The following is an 18,761-nucleotide window of genomic DNA, read 5'->3' on the forward strand; positions in this document are numbered from 1 at the left end:
CATGCAACTGCGACGTGACAGGCCGCTGGCGATCTGCCTGATGGGGCCGACTGCAGCGGGCAAGACGGCGCTTGCTCTGGCGCTGGCCGATCGCCTTGGATGCGGGATCATCAGCGTGGACTCGGCGCAGGTCTACCGCGGCATGGACATTGGTACGGCCAAGCCCGGGCCTGAACTGCTGGCGCGCCATCCGCACCGGTTGATCGATATCCGTGATCCTGCAGAGACCTATTCGGCTGCCGAGTTTCGTGCCGATGCGCTGGTGGCAATAGCCGATGTATTGGCGGCGGGACAGGTCCCGCTGCTGGTCGGAGGCACCATGCTGTACTTTCGCGCACTGCTCGGCGGGTTGGCCGAGCTGCCTGCCGCCGATGCCCGGATTCGGGCCGATATCGCTGTCCTTGCCGAGCGTGAAGGCTGGGCGGGGGTGCATCGCCGTCTCGCCGAGGTGGATCCCGTCAGCGCAGCACGCATCGATCCGGCGAATCGACAACGGGTGCAGCGTGCGCTCGAGGTCTATCTGGCGAGCGGCTGCACGCTGAGCAGTCTGCATGCGCAGCAGTTGGCGCCTGACGATCTGCCTTGCCGGTTCCTGCAGCTGGCGCTGCTGCCGCAGGATCGGGCGCGGTTGCACCAGCGCATCGAGAGCCGCTTTCACGTCATGCTTGCGGACGGTTTTCTGGATGAGGTGGCCGTCTTGCGGGGGCGTGGTGACCTGCACCCGGACCTGCCGTCGATGCGCTGCGTAGGCTATCGCCAGGCGTGGGAGTATCTGGGTGGCCACGGCAACCTGGGCTCACTGGTTGAACGGGCCACGGCGGCTACACGCCAGCTTGCCAAGCGCCAGTTGACCTGGTTGCGCAACTGGGCGGGGCTGGTGACGCTGCCCGGTGACGAGCCCGACGAGGCCAAGGCGTTCACGGCGGCCTTGAAAGCCGTCGATGCCGCCTCCATATGAGAAGAAGGGAACAATCTCCGGCAAGTTTAGAATGTGTTTTCAACCGGTGCCGGATAGGATCCGGCACGGGTCAAGAGCCCGAAATTGATCTGGAATCGTCGAATATTCGTAATGGGTCCGCCCGGACCCCACTTGGAGAATGCTGAAATGTCAAAGGGGCATACGTTACAAGACCCTTTCCTGAATGTGCTGCGCAAGGAGCGCATTCCTGTGTCGATCTACCTGGTCAACGGCATCAAGCTGCAGGGTCAGATCGAGTCTTTCGACCAGTTCGTGATCCTGTTGAAGAATACGGTCAGCCAGATGGTCTACAAGCACGCGGTTTCCACGGTCGTGCCGTCGCGTCCGGTGCGTCTGGACACGGGTGACAGTGACGAGGGTACGGGCTGAGGTGTTTTTCGATCGCCCGCAGAGTGGTGAACGAGCCGTGCTCGTTCACCTGGATCTGGGGCCAGGTGCAGTTCGCGACGATCCTCGCGAGCTCGAGGAGTTGGTGCTCTCGGCAGGCGGTGACCCGGTCGAGTACATTCTCGGGCAGCGCGATCGACCTGATCCTGGCCATTTTGTTGGCAGCGGCAAGCTGGCTGAAATCGTCGATGCCGTGAACGCGCACGAGGCAGCGCTGGTGATCTTCGACCACGCGCTGACGCCAACGCAGGAGCGCAACCTGGAACGTGCGCTTGGCTGCCGCGTGATCGATCGCACCGGACTGATCCTCGACATCTTCGCCCAGCGTGCACGTTCGCACCTCGGCAAGTTGCAGGTCGAACTGGCGCAGTTGCGCCATATTTCCACGCGGCTCGTGCGTGGCTGGACGCACCTCGAACGGCAGAAAGGCGGGATCGGGTTGCGTGGTCCCGGGGAAACCCAGCTTGAAACCGACCGCCGGCTGATTCGTGACCGCATCCGGTTGTTGACGCGACGCCTGGAGAAGGTACACCTGCAGCGCGAACAGGGGCGCCGTGCGCGCAGTCGCGCCGAGATGCCGACCGTATCGCTGGTTGGTTACACGAATGCAGGCAAATCGACGTTGTTCAACCGGCTGACCGGTGCCGATGTCTACGTCGCCGATCAGTTGTTTGCAACGCTTGATCCCACGATGCGTCGCTGCTTGCTTGCCGACGGGCGTGCGGTCGTGCTGGCCGACACGGTCGGCTTCGTGCGCCATCTGCCGCACCAGCTCGTCGAAGCCTTCCGCGCCACGCTGGATGAGGCGCGGCTCGCCGATCTTCTGTTGCATGTCATCGACGCCAGCGCTACCGATCGCGATGACACTTCCTTCGAGGTGGAAAAAGTGCTGGCCGAGATCGGAGCGGGAAAGCTGCCGCGCCTGCAGGTCTGCAACAAGATCGACCTGCTCGAGATGCAGCCGCGCATCGATCGCGGGGAAGATGGCAAACCGGTCCGGGTCTGGGTGTCGGCGTGCGATGGCAGCGGACTCGATCTGTTGCGCACGGCAATCGACGAGTTGCTGGAGCAGGACATCGTCCACGAGTGCCTCACGCTTGCCCCGCAGCAGGGGCGACTGCGAGCGCGGCTCTACGAAAAGGGGGCCGTACTTCGCGAGCAGGTCGAGGGCGACGGCGTGATCCGGCTCGAGGTGCGCCTGCCGCGTACCCAGCTTGCCCGGCTGCTGGCTGCTGAAAACGGCGCATCGACATCGCGCGGGACGCCTGAACACATCTGCTAGAATCCGGCGCTTCGCGTATCGTGTGCGCAAACCGGTTGGAGAACGTCATGGCCTGGAATGAACCAGGAGGAAACGGCAAGCAGCGTGATCCCTGGGGGGGTGATCAGGGTCCACCCGATCTCGATGAGGCGCTGCGCAGGTTCCGCAACAAGCTGGGTGGGGTGTTCGGCGGTGGTGGTTCCGGTCGCGGTCCAGGTGCGGACCCGGCCGATATGCGCCTGAACGCCGCGATCCTCGGTCTGGTCGCCCTGCTCGTGTTCGGGGTGTGGTTCTACCTTGGCATCTACGTGATCGACGAGCAGGAGCGCGGTGTGGTGCTGCGTTTCGGGCGCTATCACGAAACCCTCGGCCCGGGCCTGAGCTGGCGGCCGCGGCTGGTCGATCAGGTGATTCCCGTCAACGTGACGCGCGAACGCCAGTACGGCTCCGAGGGACGCATGCTTACGCAGGACGAGAACATCGTCGAGCTGCAGCTCGTCGTACAGTACAACATCGCCGATGTGAAGGCTTTTGTACTGAACGTGCGCGACCCCGAGTTCAGCTTGCGCCAGGCTACCGAAAGCGCGCTGCGTCATGTCGCCGGCAGCAGCAAGCTCGACCAGGTGCTGTCGGAAGGGCGCGGCCAGATCAGTGCTGACGTCAGGACGAAGCTGCAGAGCTATCTGGACAATTACGGTACCGGCATCCAGGTGGTGAAGGTGACGATCCAGGAGGCGAAGCCGCCAGCACAGGTCAAGGCGGCGTTCGATGACGTGATCAAGGCCAAGGAAGACGAGGAGCGGCTGAAGAACGAGGCCAGCGCCTACGCCAACGGTATCGTTCCCGAAGCACGTGGGCGCGCACAGCGCATGCTCGAGGAAGCAGCCGCTTACCGCAGCAAGGTGGTTGCCGAGGCGCAGGGCGAGGCGCAGCGGTTCGAGAAACTCCTGGCAGAGTACAGCAAGGCGCCCGGAGTCACGCGCGAACGCCTCTACCTCGAGTCGCTGCAGCGCGTGTTCGCCGGCAGTTCGAAGGTGCTGGTCGATATCGATGGGGGCAACAATGTGCTGTATCTGCCGCTGGACCGCCTCGGCGGGGGGGCTGCGGCGCCCGTGCAGGGTGCGCGCCAGGCGCCGTCCGCCGGTACTGCACCCAGTGTCGACCGGATCGCGGAAGAAGTCGTGCAGAGGCTGCGTACCGAGGCTCGTCAGCCGACCGGTCGTGAAAGGGAGCGTCGCTGATGAACGGAAAGATACTGCTTTATCTGGTGCTGTTCGTTGCCTCGCTGGCGATGTTGTCGGGATCCCTCTATGTGGTCCGCGAAACCGAATGTGCGGTGGTGTTGCGTTTCGGCGCGCTGCTGGCGGTCGACAGCCGGCCGGGCCTGCACGTGAAGTTGCCGCTGATCGATGAGGTGCGCAAGTTCGATGCGCGGGTGCTGACGCTCGATATTCCGCCCGAGAGTTTCTACACGCTGGAAAAGAAGCGCCTGATCGTCGACTCGTATTCGAAGTGGCGCATCGCGGATGTCGAAACCTACTATCGTGCGACCGGTGGTGATGAGGCGGCGGCGATGGCACGACTCGCTGCACGTGCCAACGACGGCTTGCGTAACCAGTTCGGCAAGCGGCGCCTGCACGAGGTGGTCGCGGGCGAGCGTGAGAAGCTGATGTCTGATCTCACGGCCGAGTTGAATACGGCGGCGCAGCGGACCCTGGGTATCGAGGTGATCGACGTGCGCGTGAAGAAGATCGATCTTCCCGACGAGGTCAGCGATGCGGTGTTCAGCCGCATGTCTGCCGAACGCGAGAAGCTGGCGCGTGAGTATCGATCGCAGGGCAAGGAGGAGGCGGAGAAGATCCGCGCCGATGCCGACCGTCAGGTCACGATCATCGAAGCCGAGGCGTATCGTGATGCGGAACTCGCGCGTGGTGAAGGCGATGCCGAAGCGGCGGCGGTCTATGCTGCGGCGTACTCCAGGGATCCCGAGTTCTATGCGTTCACGCGCAGCCTGAAAGCCTACGAAAATGCTTTCGATGGCACCCAGGATCTGATGGTGCTCGATCCGCGCAGTGATTTTTTCCGTTACCTGAAGGAATCGCACGGCAAGCGCTAGCCCGGACTCGATGGCACGGGCCTTTGTGATAGGATGCGCCGCGCTCGCCGGGGCGCGGTCTGCATCGACCTGAGCGGATCCATCCCCGGATGTGGCACGATTTCGCAATAGCCTGCTGTCTGGTACTCGTGATCGAAGGGATCATGCCCTTTCTGTCGCCGTCGGCATGGCGCTCGATGCTGCTCGCCGTGGCGCAGGTCGACGACCGCCGCCTGCGTATCGCAGGGTTGTGTGCGATGCTTTGCGGTACGGTGCTGCTATACCTGATCAACTGAAGCGACGGTCGCAGGAATCGCGATGAGCACGTTCGACACGCCTGCCGGCGAAGAGCGCTGGCTATTGCCCGAGGGGGTCGAGGAGTTGCTCCCGGCCCAGGCGGCGCGTGTCGAGCGGCTGCGTCGCGAACTGCTCGACCTCTTCGCGCGCTGGGGTTATGAACTCGTGATCCCGCCGCTGATCGAGTTCACCGACTCGCTGCTCATCGGGCTCGGCAAGGATCTCGACCTGCAGACGTTTACGCTTACCGACCAGCTCTCCGGTCGCCTGCTCGGGGTGCGCTCCGACATCACCGCGCAGACGGCGCGTATCGATGCGCACAGCCTGCGCCGCGAAGGGCCGGTGCGACTGTGTTATGCGGGCAGCGTGCTGCACACACGGCGGCGCTCGCCGTTTGCTTCGCGCTCGCCGATTCAGCTCGGTGCCGAACTCTATGGTGATGCGAGTGCCGAATCCGATCTCGAGGTCGTCTGCCTGATGCTCGAGACCCTGCGCCGCCTCGGTGTGCGCGAGGTCACGCTCGATCTGGGGCACGTAGGAATCTTCCGTGAACTGATGCGGGAGCTGGCGTTGCCGCGCACCGTGCGCGAGGCGCTGTTCGATGCATTGCAGTACAAATCGGCACCTGCCATCGCCGCGCTGGTCGATGCTGCCGATCTGGAGCCGGCCGATGCGGCGCTGCTGCGTCGGCTCGCGAGCCTGAGCGGTGGGGAGGACGTGCTCGTGCAGGCACGGGAGCTGTTTGCGGAGCGCGCACCGGCAGCGTGTGCCGCACTGGACGAGCTGACGGCGCTGGCCGGGAGAATCGGCGCGCGCGCGCCCGGTGTGACGCTGCATTTCGATCTCTGCGAACTGCATGGCTACCATTACCACACCGGGCTGGTGTTTGCGGCGTATGTGGGTGGACAGGGCGAGGCGGTCTCCAACGGTGGTCGCTACGACGACATCGGGCGAGTGTTCGGGCGAGCGCGACCGGCTACCGGCTTCAGCTTCGATTTGAAAACGCTGCTGGGTGTGCTGCCACCGGAGACCGCGGTGATCCCGTCACACGGGATCTTCGTCGCCCATGAGCTTGCCTGCGATGCCTGGGACGAGGTTTGCCGGCTGCGGGATGCAGGCGAACGCGTGCTCACCGGGTTGCCCGGGCAGCGTACGAGTGCCTGCTGTGATCGCGAACTGCACCGTGCCGGTGCTGCGTGGCGAATCGATACCCTCTGATCTGACAGGTAAAAGGGAAATGGCGAATAACGTAGTGGTTCTCGGCACCCAGTGGGGTGATGAGGGCAAGGGCAAGATCGTGGATCTGCTGACCGAGAACGTCACCGCAGTGGTGCGCTTCCAGGGTGGACACAACGCCGGGCACACACTGGTGATCGATGGTCAGAAGACCGTGCTGCATCTGGTGCCATCAGGCGTGCTGCGTGCGGGAGTGCTATGCCTGATCGGCAACGGTGTGGTGCTTTCGCCCGAGGCCTTGCTTGCGGAAATCGCCGCGCTCGAGTCGAACGGGGTGCCGGTGCGCGAGCGGCTGCGCCTGAGCCCCGCGTGCCCGCTGATCCTGCCGTACCACGTCGCGCTCGATCTCGCGCGCGAGAATGCGCGCGGCGACGCGAAGATCGGTACCACCGGGCGCGGCATTGGTCCCGCATACGAAGACAAGGCTGCGCGCCGTGGTCTGCGCCTCGGTGATCTGCGCGATGCCGCGCGTTTCGAGGCCAGGCTGCGCGAGGTGATGGACTATCACAATTTCGTGCTGCGCGAGTACTACCACGCTCCGGTGCTCGACATCCGGGAGACCCTCGATCAGGCGCTCGCACACGGCGCCGCGCTGCGGTCGCTGATGGCTGACGTTCCGGCGTTGCTGCATGAATACCGTCATGCAGGCAAGCGCATCCTGTTCGAGGGGGCGCAGGGCGCACTGCTCGATATCGATCATGGCACCTATCCGTACGTGACCTCCTCGAACACCACGGCTGGTGGCACCGCGACCGGCAGCGGCTTCGGTCCGCTCTATCTCGATTACGTGCTCGGCATTACCAAGGCCTATACCACGCGTGTCGGTTCCGGTCCCTTTCCAACCGAATTGTTCGATGAGGTCGGTGCGCATCTGGCACGTCGCGGCCATGAATTCGGAGCGACCACCGGGCGCCCGCGCCGCTGCGGCTGGTTCGATGCGGTATCGCTGCGCGAGGTGGTGCGCATCAACAGCGTGAGCGGGCTGTGCATCACGAAGCTCGACGTGCTCGATGGGCTCGAATCGATCAACTTCTGTGTTGGCTACGAGGACAGCTCCGGGCAGATCGTCGGTACGCCACGCGACAGCGCCGACTTCGAGAGTCTGGTGCCGGTCTACGAGACGATGCCCGGCTGGCAGGAGTCGACGCTCGGCATCACCGTGTGGGAGAGACTGCCGCGGGAGGCACGCAGCTATATCGAGCGCATCGCAGAGTTCGTCGGCGTCGGGATCGATATCGTGTCTACCGGTCCGGACCGCAGCGAGACCATCGTGCTGCGTGATCCGTTCGGGCAGTCCTGATGTCACTGGACCGCCGTCGCATCGAGGTGGCCGACCCGCTGGACGGCGATACTTTTTCAGTTAGAATGCGGCGGCCGGCTTCGTCGTGAATCCGGTTTTCAATGGTGCCAACGCTTTTTGCCGCGTCGGGGTATTGGCACTCCAGCTACGCAAACGGCGCCAGGATGATTAATCGAATGAATATCTACGTTGGAAACCTGCCCTACAGCGTCCGCGATAACGACCTGCTCGCGCTGTTCGAGGAATTCGGGAATGTGTCGTCGGCCAAGGTCGTCATGGATCGGGAAACCGATCGTTCGAAGGGGTTTGGTTTCGTGGAGATGCCGTCGGACGACGAAGGCAGTGCTGCGATCAACAAGCTGAATGGTCACGAGATCAATGGCCGTGCATTGCGCGTGAACGAAGCACGCCCGCGTGAAGACCGCCGTCCCGGTGGCGGTGGTGGCGGCGGCGGTGGTGGAGATCGTCGCCCCAAGCGTTGGTGATTGCTGACGGAGCGGTACGCCGCTTCTGAGCGTGGCCGCAGGTCGTTTGGTCTGCGGCCAGTCCACCCGGAGCGCACCGTCTGTTGCAGAAGGTGCGTTTTTCTCTTTTGCGAGCACTCGTTCCTGTCAAGGAACGGGTCGGTTTTCCATTGTCCGGGCTGCCGATTCCGTACTCTTTCCTGCAGACCCTGATGCCTCAGTCCGGTGCGCAGCCTCCGAGGCCGTAAAATGCTGCGATCTCGTCCCAGGCCTGTTCCGCCGTCTCGACGAAGTGGAACAGATCGAGATCGGTGGCCTCGATGTGTCCTTCCTCGACCAGCAGGTCAAAATCGACCAGGCGGCGCCAGAACGCTTCACCGAACAGCAGTATCGGCAGCCGCTCGGTCTTGCCGGTCTGGATCAACGTCAGTGTTTCGAACAACTCGTCGAGCGTGCCATAGCCGCCCGGGAACGCCACCAGGGCGCGTGCTCGCATCAGGAAATGCATCTTCCGTGCTGCAAAGTAATGGAACTGGAAACACAGCTCCGGTGTGATGTACGGGTTTGGTGCCTGCTCGGCAGGCAGTACGATATTCAAGCCGATGCTCTTGCCCCCCGCTTCGTGCGCACCGCGATTCGCTGCCTCCATGATGCCTGGGCCTCCGCCGGTCACGACCAGCAGCTTGCAGCCCTCGATGCGCTCGCTGTTCTGCGTGATCAGCGCGCCGAGACGACGTGCCTCTTCATAGAAGAAGCTGTTGCGCAGTTTTCGCTCGGCACGCTTCACTGCGGCCTGATGGGCTTGGTCGTGCGGATTCAATGCCGCTTCGGCGCGCGCCACGTCGAGCTGCTCCTGGGCCTGCTCCTGTGACAGGTGGCGCGCACTGCCGAAGATCACGACCGTCGAATGGACGCCATGCTCCTGCTGGATCAGGTCCGGCTTCAGCAGTTCGAGCTGCAGGCGTATCGGGCGCAAGTCCTCGCGCAGCAGGAAATCGCGGTCGGCAAACGCGAGGCGGTACGAGCCGTTGCGATAGCGGCTGGCACGTGCGGCGTCTTCGCGTGCGCTCGGAAAGAACTTCGTGCGTAGATCGCGTTTCCTGCGTCCCATGCCGTTGCCTCGCTGGGGTGTGTTCAACGACCGCCGACGTATTCGGCGTCATGCATCCAGCGTAGCAGCGTTCCCGGCAACAGCCACAGCAGTCCGGCGAGGGGAAGGGGGGAATGGTGCCCAGGAGAGGACTTGAACCTCCACTACCTTTCGATAACTAGCACCTGAAGCTAGCGCGTCTACCAGTTCCGCCACCTGGGCAAGGGGCCTGCGGGAAGGTCTCCCGCGAACAGGCCGCGCACTCTACTGAGGGCCGCCCGCAGTGTCAATCCCCACATATGTATAATGCCGCACCGATTGCGCCAAGCCACGGCGCTCCCCATCCCCGGAGACAACACCGTGCCGAGCAAGCGAAGTGCAGGCCACGCATCCAGGCGTGATCCGCGTCATGCCGACGAGGCCGCCCGCTATGAAAACCCCATCGCGAGCCGCGAATTCATCCTTGCCACGCTCGAGCATGCCGGCGTGCCGCTCACGCTGGAAGAGCTCGCTGTGAGGCTCGATCTCGAGGCAGAGGACCGTTGCGAAGCGCTGCGCCGGCGCCTGCGCGCGATGGCGCGTGATGGCCAGTTGGTGTGCAATCGCCGCGGCGCCTGGGGTGCAGTCGCGCGCATGGACCTTGTGCGCGGAACCGTGCAGGCGAGCCGGGAAGGTCATGGTTTCCTGGTGCCCGCCGACGGCGGTGACGACCTGTATCTGCAGGGGCGCCAGATGCGGCGCGTGTTCCATGGCGATGAGGTGCTCGCACGCGTGACCGGACTGGATCACCGCGGCCGGCGCGAGGCGGCGATCGTCGAGGTGCTGAAGCGCAACACCGAACTCATCGTCGGGCGCATCCGCCGCCAGCACGGCGTGAACTACGTCGTTGCAGAGAACCCGCGCATCCAGCACGAGGTGCTGGTGCGCGACGCAGACTGCGCCGAAGCGCACGAGGGACAGTACGTCACCGTGCGCATCGTTACGCCGCCGGCCGTCGACGCGCCGCCCACCGGTGCCGTTGTCGAGGTGCTCGGGGATCACATGGCGCCCGGAATGGAGATCGAGGTCGCGCTGCGCACGCACGATGTGCCGTTCGTGTGGCCGAACGATGTGCGCGCCGAGGCCGTGCGTTTTGCCCCCGAACCACGGCGTGCCGACAAGGCACGACGCATGGACCTGCGCGAGCTGGCGTTCGTCACCATCGATGGCGAGGATGCCAAGGATTTCGACGATGCGGTCTATTGTGAAAGGCGCCGTGGCAGCGGTTGGCGATTATGGGTCGCAATCGCCGACGTTTCGCACTATGTGACACCGGGCGCGCCGCTCGATGCGGAGGCGCGTCGTCGCGGTACGTCGGTGTACTTCCCGGGTCGTGTGGTGCCGATGTTGCCCGAGGAACTGTCCAACGGTCTGTGCTCGCTGCAGCCCGAAGTCGATCGTCTTGCGCTGGTGTGCGAGATGGAGATCGCGCGCGACGGATCGCTGGGTCGTTTCTGGTTTGCCGAAGCGGTGATCCGTTCGGCGGCACGACTCACGTACACGCGTGTTGCCGCCACGCTCGCTGGCGAGGATGCCGGCATTGCGCCCGCACTTGCGGTGCGCCTGCAGGAGCTGCACGCGCTTTACCGCGCGCTGCGGGCAGCACGTGACGAGCGCGGCGCGATCGATTTCGAGACCAGCGAGACCCGGATCGTGTTCGGTCCCGACCGCAAGATCGAAGAGGTCATGCCGGTCGAGCGCAACGACGCGCACAAACTGATCGAGGAATGCATGCTGGCGGCGAACGTCGCCACCGCCCGATTCCTGCAGAAGCACCGTATACCCGCGCTGTATCGCGTGCACGAAGGGCCGTCAGGCGAGAAGCTCGAGTCGCTGCGCAGGTTCCTCGGAGAACTCGGGTTGTCGTTGCGTGGCGGCGACAAACCGCAGCCTGGCGACTACCAGAGCCTGATCGCCTCGGTGCAGGAGCGCCCCGACCGGCATGTGATCGAAAGTGTGATGCTGCGCTCGCTGAGCCAGGCGCGTTATCAGCCGGAAAACCTCGGTCATTTCGGTCTCAATTACCCGGCCTACGCACACTTTACATCGCCGATTCGCCGCTATCCCGACCTGCTCGTGCACCGTGCGCTGCGTTCGGTCATCCGCGCACAGAGTGCCAGCACGCAGGTGCGACGTGTCGAAGGCGCGAAGTTGCTCGCGCCACACAAGACGTATCCCTACGATTTGGTCGCCATGAACGAACTCGGCGAGCATTGCTCGATGGCGGAGCGGCGTGCCGACGAGGCCGCGCGCGACGTGATGAACTGGCTCAAGTGCGAGTATCTGCAGGATCGGGTTGGCGAGGTGTTCGATGGTGTGGTCAGCGGAGTGACCGGTTTTGGACTGTTCGTCGAGCTGCAGGAGGTCTATGCGGACGGGCTCGTGCATGTCGCTACGCTGCAGAATGACTACTACCACTTCGACGCTTCGGGTCATCGGCTGATCGGTGATCGTACGCGACGCGTCTACCGCCTCGGTGATCGCGTGCGGGTGCAGATCGCACGCGTCGATCTCGACGAGCGCAAGATCGATCTGCTGATCGACGAAGACGCTGCTAGGGGGCGGCGCAAGGTGCGCGTCCGGGAAGGCGGTTCCCGGCGCACGCCGCACCGGCGGCACCGCTGAGTGGGGTCGACGTGATGGAGCGTGAACGCATCCACGGCATCCATGCCATCGGCGCGTTGTTGCGTCGCAGTCCGGAGCGGGTCGAATCGCTCGCAGTGCTGCGCGGACGGCGTGACCAGCGGCTGGAGGAGCTGCTGCAGACCGCGCGCGTGAACGGAATCGCAGTGCGCGAATGTGCGCGCGAAGAACTCGACCGACTCGCGCCGGGTGTGCACCAGGGGGTGGTGGCGCAAGTGCGCGCGGCGGAGCCGCTCAGCGAGAGCTTCCTGCTCGACACGCTGTTGCCGGCTCTGTCAGAGCCGGCGCTGTTGCTGGTGCTCGATGCGGTCACCGACCCGCATAACCTCGGTGCCTGCCTGCGTTCGGCGGATGCCTTCGGTGCGCACGCGGTGATCGTGCCGCGCGACAACGCAGCCCCGCTGAACGCCACTGCACGCAAGGTGGCGTCGGGAGCTGCAGACGTGGTGCCGCTGGTGATCGTTACCAACCTCGCACGCGCGCTGCGCGCGCTGCAGCAGGCAGGCGTGTGGGTCGTCGGGGCGGCGGGAGAGGCGGGCGAAGCGTTGCCGGCGATCGACCTGCGCGGTGCGGTGGCGCTGGTGATGGGTGCCGAGGGAAGCGGCATGCGGCGCCTGACCCGCGAACACTGCGATCATCTGGCGGCGATTCCGATGTGCGGAGAGGTCGACAGCCTCAACGTATCGGTTGCCACCGGCGTCTTTCTGTATGAAGCGCGCCGCCAGCGCACGACATAGGTCCGGCTTCCGAGGCTGTCGTCACGCGCAGATCACGTGAGCGCCCATGGGGTTTTGAGACGGCCTTTTCGACCCGCCGGATGCTGGTCGGATTTCAATCCGACATTCCCGTCGGCATGAACGCCGACCTACGACGGGTACAGGCATCAACCGTCGGCATGAATGTCGACCTATGACGGGTACAGGCATCAACCGTCGGCATGAATGCCAACCTACGACGGGTGCAGGCATCAACCGTCGGCACGAATGCCGACCTGCACGGCCGACAGGCAAATTGCACATTGCGCCTGCGGATCCACTTCTCTAGAATTCGCCCTCCCTTGCGCGAGCCGCGGGGAAACCTCCTTGCCTCACCGCCCACCGCGGGAGGCTGTTCAAACCGTAGGGAGTGACGATGCGACACTATGAAATCGTGTTTCTGGTTCATCCGGACCAGAGCGAACAGGTGCCCGGGATGATCGAAAGGTATACCCAGGCAGTGGCCCGTGACGGCGGCAAGGTCCACCGTCTGGAAGACTGGGGACGGCGCCAGCTTGCCCACCTGATCGACAAGGTGCACAAGGCACACTACGTGCTGATGAATGTCGAAGCCTCGAACGCGGTGATGCAGGAGCTGGAAACCACGTTCCGTTACAACGATGCGATCCTGCGTCACCTGATCATCCGTCGTGACGAGGCGATCACCGCCGAATCGCCGATCATGCGCGCCGAGCGTGAGGGCCGCGATCGCCGTGGTCGCGACGATGGCGAGCGCCGTCGTCCGCGTACGGAGCGCGAGGAAGAGCCGGTCGAAGAGGAGTCCGAGTCCGCTTGATGCGGATCCGGATCGGCATTCAGGAATCTGTCGAATCGAGGAGTCTGGACGATGGCCCGTTATTTCCGTCGCCGCAAGTTTTGCCGTTTTACCGCCGAGGGCGTAAAGGAGATCGATTACAAGGATCTCGACGTCCTGCGCGAATACATCAACGAGACCGGCACCATCGTGCCGAGCCGCATCACGGGAACCAAGGCACATTACCAGCGCCAGTTGTCGGTCGCGATCAAGCGTGCCCGTTTCCTGGCGTTGCTGCCGTACACGGACCAGCACCGCTGATCCGCTCCGACCCGCGCAAGCGGGGCGGTGAGAACCGGTTATGCGAGCCCTTGCCGAATTCGTGATGCGCGGGCGCCGCGAGGCGTTGCTGGTCGCCGTGACTGCTACCATGCTGCCGATGTTCTTCTGGCTGGGTGCGGCGGTGGTCGGACTCGTCACGCTGCGCCAGGGTGTGCGTGAAGGCATGCTGGTGATGCTGTGGACGCTGCTCCCGGCTGCAGCAACAGCGTACTTCGGCGAGATCATGCCGCTCGCGACGCTGCTCGGAATCACGGTCGTGGCGTGGGTGTTGCGGCTGACGGCGTCTTGGCCGTGGGCGCTCTGCAGCGCCAGCGTACTCGGGCTGCTGTTCGGTGGCGGGCTGATCACCGTCGGCAGCGGCTACCTTGCAAGCGTCGAGAAGCTGTTTGCCGAGCTGGTGAACAGTATCGCGCAGCAGGCGACGGTCGATGCGCCGGTGCACGCGATGCTGAAGGTGCCCGGTGCGGGCGATATCGCCGGGATGTTCGGGCTGATTCTCGCGGTGACACTGGTGCTCGGGCTGATTCTCGCGCGCTGGTGGCAGGCGATGCTGTACAACGCGGGCGGGTTCCGCACGGAATTCCACGCGCTGCGGCTCGAGCGGCGCCAGGTGCTGGGGTTGTTGCTGCTGGCATTCGGATTTGCGGCACTTGGCGAGGGTTTCCGGATCTGGGTATGGATGCCGCTGGTGCCCTTGGTGTTTGCCGGAATCGGCCTGGTACATGCGCTGGTTGCAGCGCGCGGACTGGGTGCATGGTTGGGTTTTTTCTATGCGGCGCTGTTGTTGTTCGCGCCGTTCAAGCAGTTCCTCGTGGTGCTTGCCGCGATGGACGGCTGGATCGATATTCGCGGCTGGGCCGCCCGCAAGCCGGGTGGCTGATGCGCATAAACACGGGAATCTGTTGAGGACGATTGCAATGGACGTCATTCTGCTCGAAAAGGTCGGTCGCCTGGGCAACCTCGGTGATCAGGTCAAGGTAAAAAGCGGTTTTGGCCGCAACTTCCTGATTCCCTACGGCAAGGCCGTATCCGCGACGGCGGAGAACATTGCTCGTTTCGAGGCGCGACGCGCCGAGCTCGAGAAGGCAGCGGCAGAACGCATGGGCGCAGCCCAGGCTCGCGCCGCGAAACTGGAAGGCTTGACGATCACGATCCAGGCGAACTGCGGCGACGAAGGGCGGCTGTTCGGATCGGTCGGTGCGCGCGACATCGCCGACGCGATTACCGCAGCCGGCGTCGAAGTCACGAAAAGCGAGGTACGCCTGCCGGCAGGCGCCCTGCGCAGCACCGGAGAATTCGACATCGATGTGCAACTGCACACGGAAGTCGCGCAGACCGTCAAGCTCAGTATCGTTCCGCTGTGAACGATGCCGGCGATGGCTGTCGGCCGTGTGCGGTTGACAGCCATTTTTCCGTGGTGGGAATATCGCCGGCCCCCCCATGCGGACGCGTGCGATGGCTGATTCCCGGTTCCCGCAGGCAAGGCACGCCGGCCCGACGCTCGACGTCGGCAATCTGAAGATTCCACCGCACTCGATCGAAGCCGAGCAGTCCCTGCTCGGTGGCCTGATGCTGGACAACCAGGCCTGGGATCGGGTCATGGAGCTGGTCAGCCCAGCGGATTTCTACCGCCACGAGCACCGTCTCATCTTCGAGGCGATGAGCGCGCTTTCTACGGCTTCCCAGCCGTTCGACGTGATCACGTTATCGGAGCATCTTGCCGGTATCGGTGAGCTCGACGCGATCGGCGGGCTGGCCTATCTCGGTGAGCTGGCAACCAATACCCCGAGTGCGGCGAACGTCAGCGCCTATGCGCTGATCGTGCGCGAGCGCTCGACGATGCGCCAACTGATCGCCGCTGCAGGCGAAATCGCGACGCGCAACTTCAGCCCTGACGGGCGCAGTGGTGAAGAGCTGCTGGAGGAGGCCGAGCGCCGTATCGCCGAGATCAGCGAGAGCCGGCTCACTCGTGGCGGTCCGCGTTTCGTCACCGAGCTGCTGCGAGCCACGATCAACCGTATCGACGAACTGTTCCAGAACAAGAGCGCGCTGACCGGGCTCAGTACCGGCTATATCGACCTCGATGACCGCACCGCGGGGTTGCAGCGCTCGGACCTGATCATCGTCGCCGGACGCCCCTCGATGGGCAAGACGGCGTTCGCGATGAACCTGGTCGAACACGCCGTGCTGAAGCAGGAGCAGCCCGTGCTCGTGTTTTCGATGGAAATGCCGGCCGAATCGCTGATCGTGCGGATGCTGTCCTCGATAGGCCGCATCGACCAGCAACGGCTGCGCAACGGCCAGTTGCTGCAGGAAGATTGGCCGAAGCTCACCGCAGCGGTAGCCGCACTCAAGGACCGCCCGCTGTATATCGACGACGCGGCAGCGCTGTCGCCGGCCGAAGTGCGTGCACGTGCGAGGCGTCTGCGCCGCGAGCGTGGTGATATTGCCTTGATCATGGTCGACTATCTGCAGCTGATGCAGATACCCGGCTCCGCCGAGGGGCGCGTGAACGAAGTGTCGGAGATCTCGCGCAGCCTGAAGGCGATCGCGAAGGAGTTCAACTGCCCCGTGGTTGCGCTGTCGCAGCTCAACCGTTCGCTGGAGCAGCGTCCGAACAAGCGCCCGGTGATGTCGGACCTGCGTGAATCAGGCTCGATCGAGCAGGATGCCGATGTGATCGCATTCATCTACCGTGACGAGGTGTACCACGAGGAATCGCCCGAGAAGGGCGTCGCCGAGATCATCATCGGCAAGCAGCGTAACGGCCCGATCGGGACGGTACGGCTGGCCTTCCGGCGCGAGTTCACCCGCTTCGAGAATCTTGCCGATTCGTCCTACGACTATTCGTCCGGCTTGTGAGCGCGGACACCCCGGTCATGCCCGGTTTCTGGCCGATCCGGGAGGAACGCCGATGGGTTGCGTCAACGCAGCGCGCCGGTAGAATGCCTCCCCTGAGCGCATCGCATGCGGGTGTAGTTCAATGGCAGAACTGCAGCTTCCCAAGCTGCTAACGTGGGTTCGATTCCCATCACCCGCTCCACTTCGACTTGCCAAGGGCCTCCATCGAGCATCAAGCGCCAAGGAGCGCCGCAAGTCATTGTCAGGGTTGATGATGCGCAAGCGGTATCAATCCAGACGCGGATCGCGAGCGGCAGCGCCACGCCGTGATGCTGGCGGGCGAGCACACCTTCATGACGGTCTACGCCCGGTGGCTTGCGCCCTGGTTTCAGAAACGCAGGTCGGTGCCGAGCCGCGCCTGGATGCCGGGAGCGGGGAACCCCGGTGCGTTGCTGTAGTTGGTATCGAACCCGTTGTCGATTGCGAACCACAACGATACGTGTTCGGCCGGATGGAAGCGCACCGTCGCATCGGCAACCAGGTATGCACCATCCGTGACGTCACCCGTCGGAATCGACGTGATCAGGCGTTTGCCGACATAGCGCAGTGCGGCATCCACCGACCAGAGCGTCGATGGCTTCCAGTCGAGGTGGATACCGCCGGTGTTTTCCGGACGACGTCGCAGCGGACCGGAGTCGCTGCGGACGTCGAGCAGAGTGGCATCAATCGCGAAACCAACGTCCGCTGTCACGGTGAATCGCGCATACAGGGACACGCCATCGATGTCGATCTTGCCGTGATTGACGTGGCGGAAGGTCTCGAAATCAAAATCGACCAGGCCCTCGAATTTACTGCGGAACAGGGATATGCCTGCCGTACCGCGGTCGCCGAATGTCTGGTCGTAGCCGAGCTCGACGCTTCTGACCTTCTCGGGCTTCAGGTCCCGGTTACCGTACAGCGGGTTGCCGAGGGCGAAGAAGCTCGGCGCCTTGAATCCGTTGGCGAGGCGTACCCACGCCCGGCCGTTCACCGAGGTGAGCGCCCGTGCCAGGCCCAACGCTCCGGAGTTGCGCGCCTCGCCGGTGCCGTCATCGTGCCTGAGCGCCAGCGTTGACGAAAAGTCACCCGCCCACGGGTGTTCCCACTCGATGAAACCCGAACGTGCATTGCGCTCCATGCGGTAGTTGTTCGGCAGCACGGTGAAACCCATATCCAGCGCGCCGTCGTCACGACCGTCCTCCTTGACCACATCGGCACCGAACGCGAGCCTGGAGCCTGCAGCGAGCGCCACCCGGTTGATCCACTGCAGCTGTGCCCGTTCATACCTGCTGTCACTGGTGTAGCCGGGCTGACCGTCCAGCATGCCCGGCGCAACCGGTGGAGTGCGGCTGTCATCCTCGAGTCGCAACCAGTTTGTCGCCAGCTCGGTCTGCCACCACTCCAGAACCGTCCACTCACCGCTCCCGGACAGCGCGACCTCGGAGCCGTCGGCGTGCTCCAGCGCATCCAGTACCGCGTAGCGCGGGCCGCCGCTGACTTCCGGATAGCTGCTGCGCCGACGATCGGTCACGCGCAGCCCGAATCGCCAGGGATCTTTGCCGTGGTGAACCCCGGACACGCGTGCGGAAAAACTGTCGAGGCGAAGCCGTGCCCCCTTGACTGCGGTGCCTGCATCGAGCGCCGATACGCGCACGCCGGCGTTGCTGGCTTCGCCAATGTCCGTCGACGCCGCCACGCCAGCCCGCCACGAGCGGTCACTGCCGAGCTCGGTGTACGCGCTGACATGTCCTGGTTGCGGCCATGCCGTCTCGATGCGTATCACGCCAGCCATGGCATCCGATCCATGGATCGCCGACATGGCGCCTACCGCCATGTCGATACGCTCGATTTCGTTGATTGCCAGGGTCGACCAGTCGAACGAGCCGCCGCGGTCGTTTGCGGGATTGTTCATGCGGACACCGTCGACGTAGACCGCCGTGAAGTTCGACTCTGCCCCGCGAAGGAACACCTCCGATACCCCGCCTGCACCGCCGGGCTGATAGACGGACACTCCCGGCAGCCGCTGCAGCAACTGCTCCGCCCCGCCCGGCATCATGTCGTCGAGTGCGGCCCGATCGATGGTGAATCGTGTCCCGGTGTGCAAGCCGTGGTCCTCCAGATGCGAACCGACGACGATTTCCTCCACCGCTTCCGGTGCGGCCATGGCGAACGAGTGCGATACGGCCAGGGCAAGCAGCGTGACCAGTGAGCGCATGAGCTGTCTCTTCTGTTGCCGACA

Annotated in this window: 18 protein-coding genes and 2 tRNA genes; 17 read left to right on the top strand and 3 right to left on the bottom strand. The window is 64.1% G+C overall.

Translation table 11 applies throughout. From position 1 onward, the window contains the following. Position 1 precedes the first annotated feature (1 nt). From miaA to H7A12_11175, 9 genes are all read left to right on the top strand, one after another. Complete coding sequence (gene miaA, locus H7A12_11135) at positions 2–958, top strand: tRNA (adenosine(37)-N6)-dimethylallyltransferase MiaA (GenBank protein ID MCP5321363.1); 957 nt, start codon at positions 2–4, stop codon at positions 956–958. Positions 959–1,105: 147 nt separating this feature from the next. Continuing rightward, positions 1,106–1,348: an RNA chaperone Hfq gene (hfq, locus tag H7A12_11140; protein ID MCP5321364.1), complete on the top strand. Its 243-nt coding sequence runs from the start codon at positions 1,106–1,108 to the stop codon at positions 1,346–1,348. Between the two features lies 1 nt (position 1,349). Beyond that, entirely contained in the window at positions 1,350–2,648 is a 1,299-nt protein-coding gene (gene hflX, locus H7A12_11145; protein MCP5321365.1) for a GTPase HflX, read from the top strand. Between the two features lie 47 nt (positions 2,649–2,695). Then, on the top strand, positions 2,696–3,868 hold the full coding sequence (hflK, locus tag H7A12_11150; GenBank protein ID MCP5321366.1) for an FtsH protease activity modulator HflK: 1,173 nt from the start codon (positions 2,696–2,698) through the stop codon (positions 3,866–3,868). Then, positions 3,868–4,743 (top strand): protease modulator HflC, encoded by an 876-nt coding sequence (gene hflC, locus H7A12_11155; protein MCP5321367.1) that lies wholly within the window; start codon positions 3,868–3,870, stop codon positions 4,741–4,743. The genes hflK and hflC overlap by 1 nt, the downstream gene beginning before the upstream one ends. An 89-nt stretch (positions 4,744–4,832) precedes the next feature. Then, on the top strand, positions 4,833–5,018 hold the full coding sequence (locus tag H7A12_11160) for a DUF2065 domain-containing protein (GenBank protein MCP5321368.1): 186 nt from the start codon (positions 4,833–4,835) through the stop codon (positions 5,016–5,018). Between the two features lie 22 nt (positions 5,019–5,040). Continuing rightward, complete coding sequence (locus H7A12_11165) at positions 5,041–6,237, top strand: ATP phosphoribosyltransferase regulatory subunit (protein ID MCP5321369.1); 1,197 nt, start codon at positions 5,041–5,043, stop codon at positions 6,235–6,237. Positions 6,238–6,256: 19 nt separating this feature from the next. Beyond that, complete coding sequence (locus H7A12_11170) at positions 6,257–7,555, top strand: adenylosuccinate synthase (protein ID MCP5321370.1); 1,299 nt, start codon at positions 6,257–6,259, stop codon at positions 7,553–7,555. A gap of 164 nt (positions 7,556–7,719) precedes the next feature. After that, positions 7,720–8,040, top strand: a complete 321-nt coding sequence (locus tag H7A12_11175) for an RNA-binding protein (protein MCP5321371.1) — start codon at positions 7,720–7,722, stop codon at positions 8,038–8,040. A 196-nt stretch (positions 8,041–8,236) separates the two neighbouring features. On the opposite strand, the gene H7A12_11180 is transcribed toward H7A12_11175, so the two are convergent. Beyond that, the gene (locus H7A12_11180; GenBank protein ID MCP5321372.1) at positions 8,237–9,130 is read right to left on the bottom strand and encodes a TIGR00730 family Rossman fold protein; all 894 of its coding nucleotides are present in this window, start codon (positions 9,128–9,130) and stop codon (positions 8,237–8,239) included. Between the two features lie 114 nt (positions 9,131–9,244). Next, positions 9,245–9,331, bottom strand: a tRNA-Leu gene (locus H7A12_11185). 84 nt (positions 9,332–9,415) lie between these two features. On the opposite strand from H7A12_11185, the gene rnr reads away from it, so the two are divergent. From rnr to H7A12_11225, 8 genes are all read left to right on the top strand, one after another. Next, a complete protein-coding gene (gene rnr, locus H7A12_11190; protein MCP5321373.1) occupies positions 9,416–11,773 on the top strand; it encodes a ribonuclease R in 2,358 nt (785 codons plus the stop codon). 11 nt (positions 11,774–11,784) lie between these two features. Then, positions 11,785–12,528 carry a 23S rRNA (guanosine(2251)-2'-O)-methyltransferase RlmB gene (rlmB, locus tag H7A12_11195; GenBank protein MCP5321374.1) on the top strand — a complete coding sequence of 248 codons (744 nt, stop codon included), beginning with the start codon at positions 11,785–11,787 and terminating at the stop codon, positions 12,526–12,528. A 394-nt stretch (positions 12,529–12,922) separates the two neighbouring features. After that, positions 12,923–13,342 carry a 30S ribosomal protein S6 gene (gene rpsF / locus H7A12_11200; GenBank protein ID MCP5321375.1) on the top strand — a complete coding sequence of 140 codons (420 nt, stop codon included), beginning with the start codon at positions 12,923–12,925 and terminating at the stop codon, positions 13,340–13,342. Between the two features lie 51 nt (positions 13,343–13,393). After that, positions 13,394–13,621: a 30S ribosomal protein S18 gene (locus H7A12_11205; GenBank protein MCP5321376.1), complete on the top strand. Its 228-nt coding sequence runs from the start codon at positions 13,394–13,396 to the stop codon at positions 13,619–13,621. Between the two features lie 40 nt (positions 13,622–13,661). Then, on the top strand, positions 13,662–14,522 hold the full coding sequence (locus H7A12_11210) for a hypothetical protein (GenBank protein ID MCP5321377.1): 861 nt from the start codon (positions 13,662–13,664) through the stop codon (positions 14,520–14,522). Between the two features lie 37 nt (positions 14,523–14,559). Continuing rightward, positions 14,560–15,006 (top strand): 50S ribosomal protein L9, encoded by a 447-nt coding sequence (rplI, locus tag H7A12_11215; GenBank protein ID MCP5321378.1) that lies wholly within the window; start codon positions 14,560–14,562, stop codon positions 15,004–15,006. Positions 15,007–15,097: 91 nt separating this feature from the next. Continuing rightward, positions 15,098–16,504 (top strand): replicative DNA helicase, encoded by a 1,407-nt coding sequence (gene dnaB, locus H7A12_11220; GenBank protein ID MCP5321379.1) that lies wholly within the window; start codon positions 15,098–15,100, stop codon positions 16,502–16,504. Between the two features lie 107 nt (positions 16,505–16,611). Further along, positions 16,612–16,685 (top strand) — tRNA-Gly (locus tag H7A12_11225). Between the two features lie 186 nt (positions 16,686–16,871). Here the strand turns inward: H7A12_11225 and H7A12_11230 are convergent. After that, positions 16,872–18,737, bottom strand: a complete 1,866-nt coding sequence (locus H7A12_11230) for a TonB-dependent receptor (protein ID MCP5321380.1) — start codon at positions 18,735–18,737, stop codon at positions 16,872–16,874. Between the last annotated feature and the right edge of the window lie 24 nt (positions 18,738–18,761).

This window comes from Pseudomonadales bacterium (genome assembly GCA_024234165.1).
In the GTDB taxonomy this organism is placed as follows: domain Bacteria; phylum Pseudomonadota; class Gammaproteobacteria; order Pseudomonadales; family UBA5518; genus UBA5518.

Bases quoted from the DNA above. Each gene is read 5' to 3' on its own strand.
- miaA (MCP5321363.1), top strand. From the start codon at position 2: ATGCAACTGCGACGTGACAGGCCGCTGGCGATCTGCCTGATGGGGCCG.
- hfq (MCP5321364.1), top strand. From the start codon at position 1,106: ATGTCAAAGGGGCATACGTTACAAGACCCTTTCCTGAATGTGCTGCGC.
- hflK (MCP5321366.1), top strand. From the start codon at position 2,696: ATGGCCTGGAATGAACCAGGAGGAAACGGCAAGCAGCGTGATCCCTGG.
- hflC (MCP5321367.1), top strand. From the start codon at position 3,868: ATGAACGGAAAGATACTGCTTTATCTGGTGCTGTTCGTTGCCTCGCTG.
- H7A12_11160 (MCP5321368.1), top strand. From the start codon at position 4,833: ATGTGGCACGATTTCGCAATAGCCTGCTGTCTGGTACTCGTGATCGAA.
- H7A12_11165 (MCP5321369.1), top strand. From the start codon at position 5,041: ATGAGCACGTTCGACACGCCTGCCGGCGAAGAGCGCTGGCTATTGCCC.
- H7A12_11170 (MCP5321370.1), top strand. From the start codon at position 6,257: ATGGCGAATAACGTAGTGGTTCTCGGCACCCAGTGGGGTGATGAGGGC.
- H7A12_11175 (MCP5321371.1), top strand. From the start codon at position 7,720: ATGATTAATCGAATGAATATCTACGTTGGAAACCTGCCCTACAGCGTC.
- H7A12_11180 (MCP5321372.1), bottom strand. From the start codon at position 9,130: ATGGGACGCAGGAAACGCGATCTACGCACGAAGTTCTTTCCGAGCGCA.
- rnr (MCP5321373.1), top strand. From the start codon at position 9,416: ATGCCGCACCGATTGCGCCAAGCCACGGCGCTCCCCATCCCCGGAGAC.
- rpsF (MCP5321375.1), top strand. From the start codon at position 12,923: ATGCGACACTATGAAATCGTGTTTCTGGTTCATCCGGACCAGAGCGAA.
- H7A12_11205 (MCP5321376.1), top strand. From the start codon at position 13,394: ATGGCCCGTTATTTCCGTCGCCGCAAGTTTTGCCGTTTTACCGCCGAG.
- H7A12_11210 (MCP5321377.1), top strand. From the start codon at position 13,662: ATGCGAGCCCTTGCCGAATTCGTGATGCGCGGGCGCCGCGAGGCGTTG.
- rplI (MCP5321378.1), top strand. From the start codon at position 14,560: ATGGACGTCATTCTGCTCGAAAAGGTCGGTCGCCTGGGCAACCTCGGT.
- dnaB (MCP5321379.1), top strand. From the start codon at position 15,098: ATGGCTGATTCCCGGTTCCCGCAGGCAAGGCACGCCGGCCCGACGCTC.
- H7A12_11230 (MCP5321380.1), bottom strand. From the start codon at position 18,737: ATGCGCTCACTGGTCACGCTGCTTGCCCTGGCCGTATCGCACTCGTTC.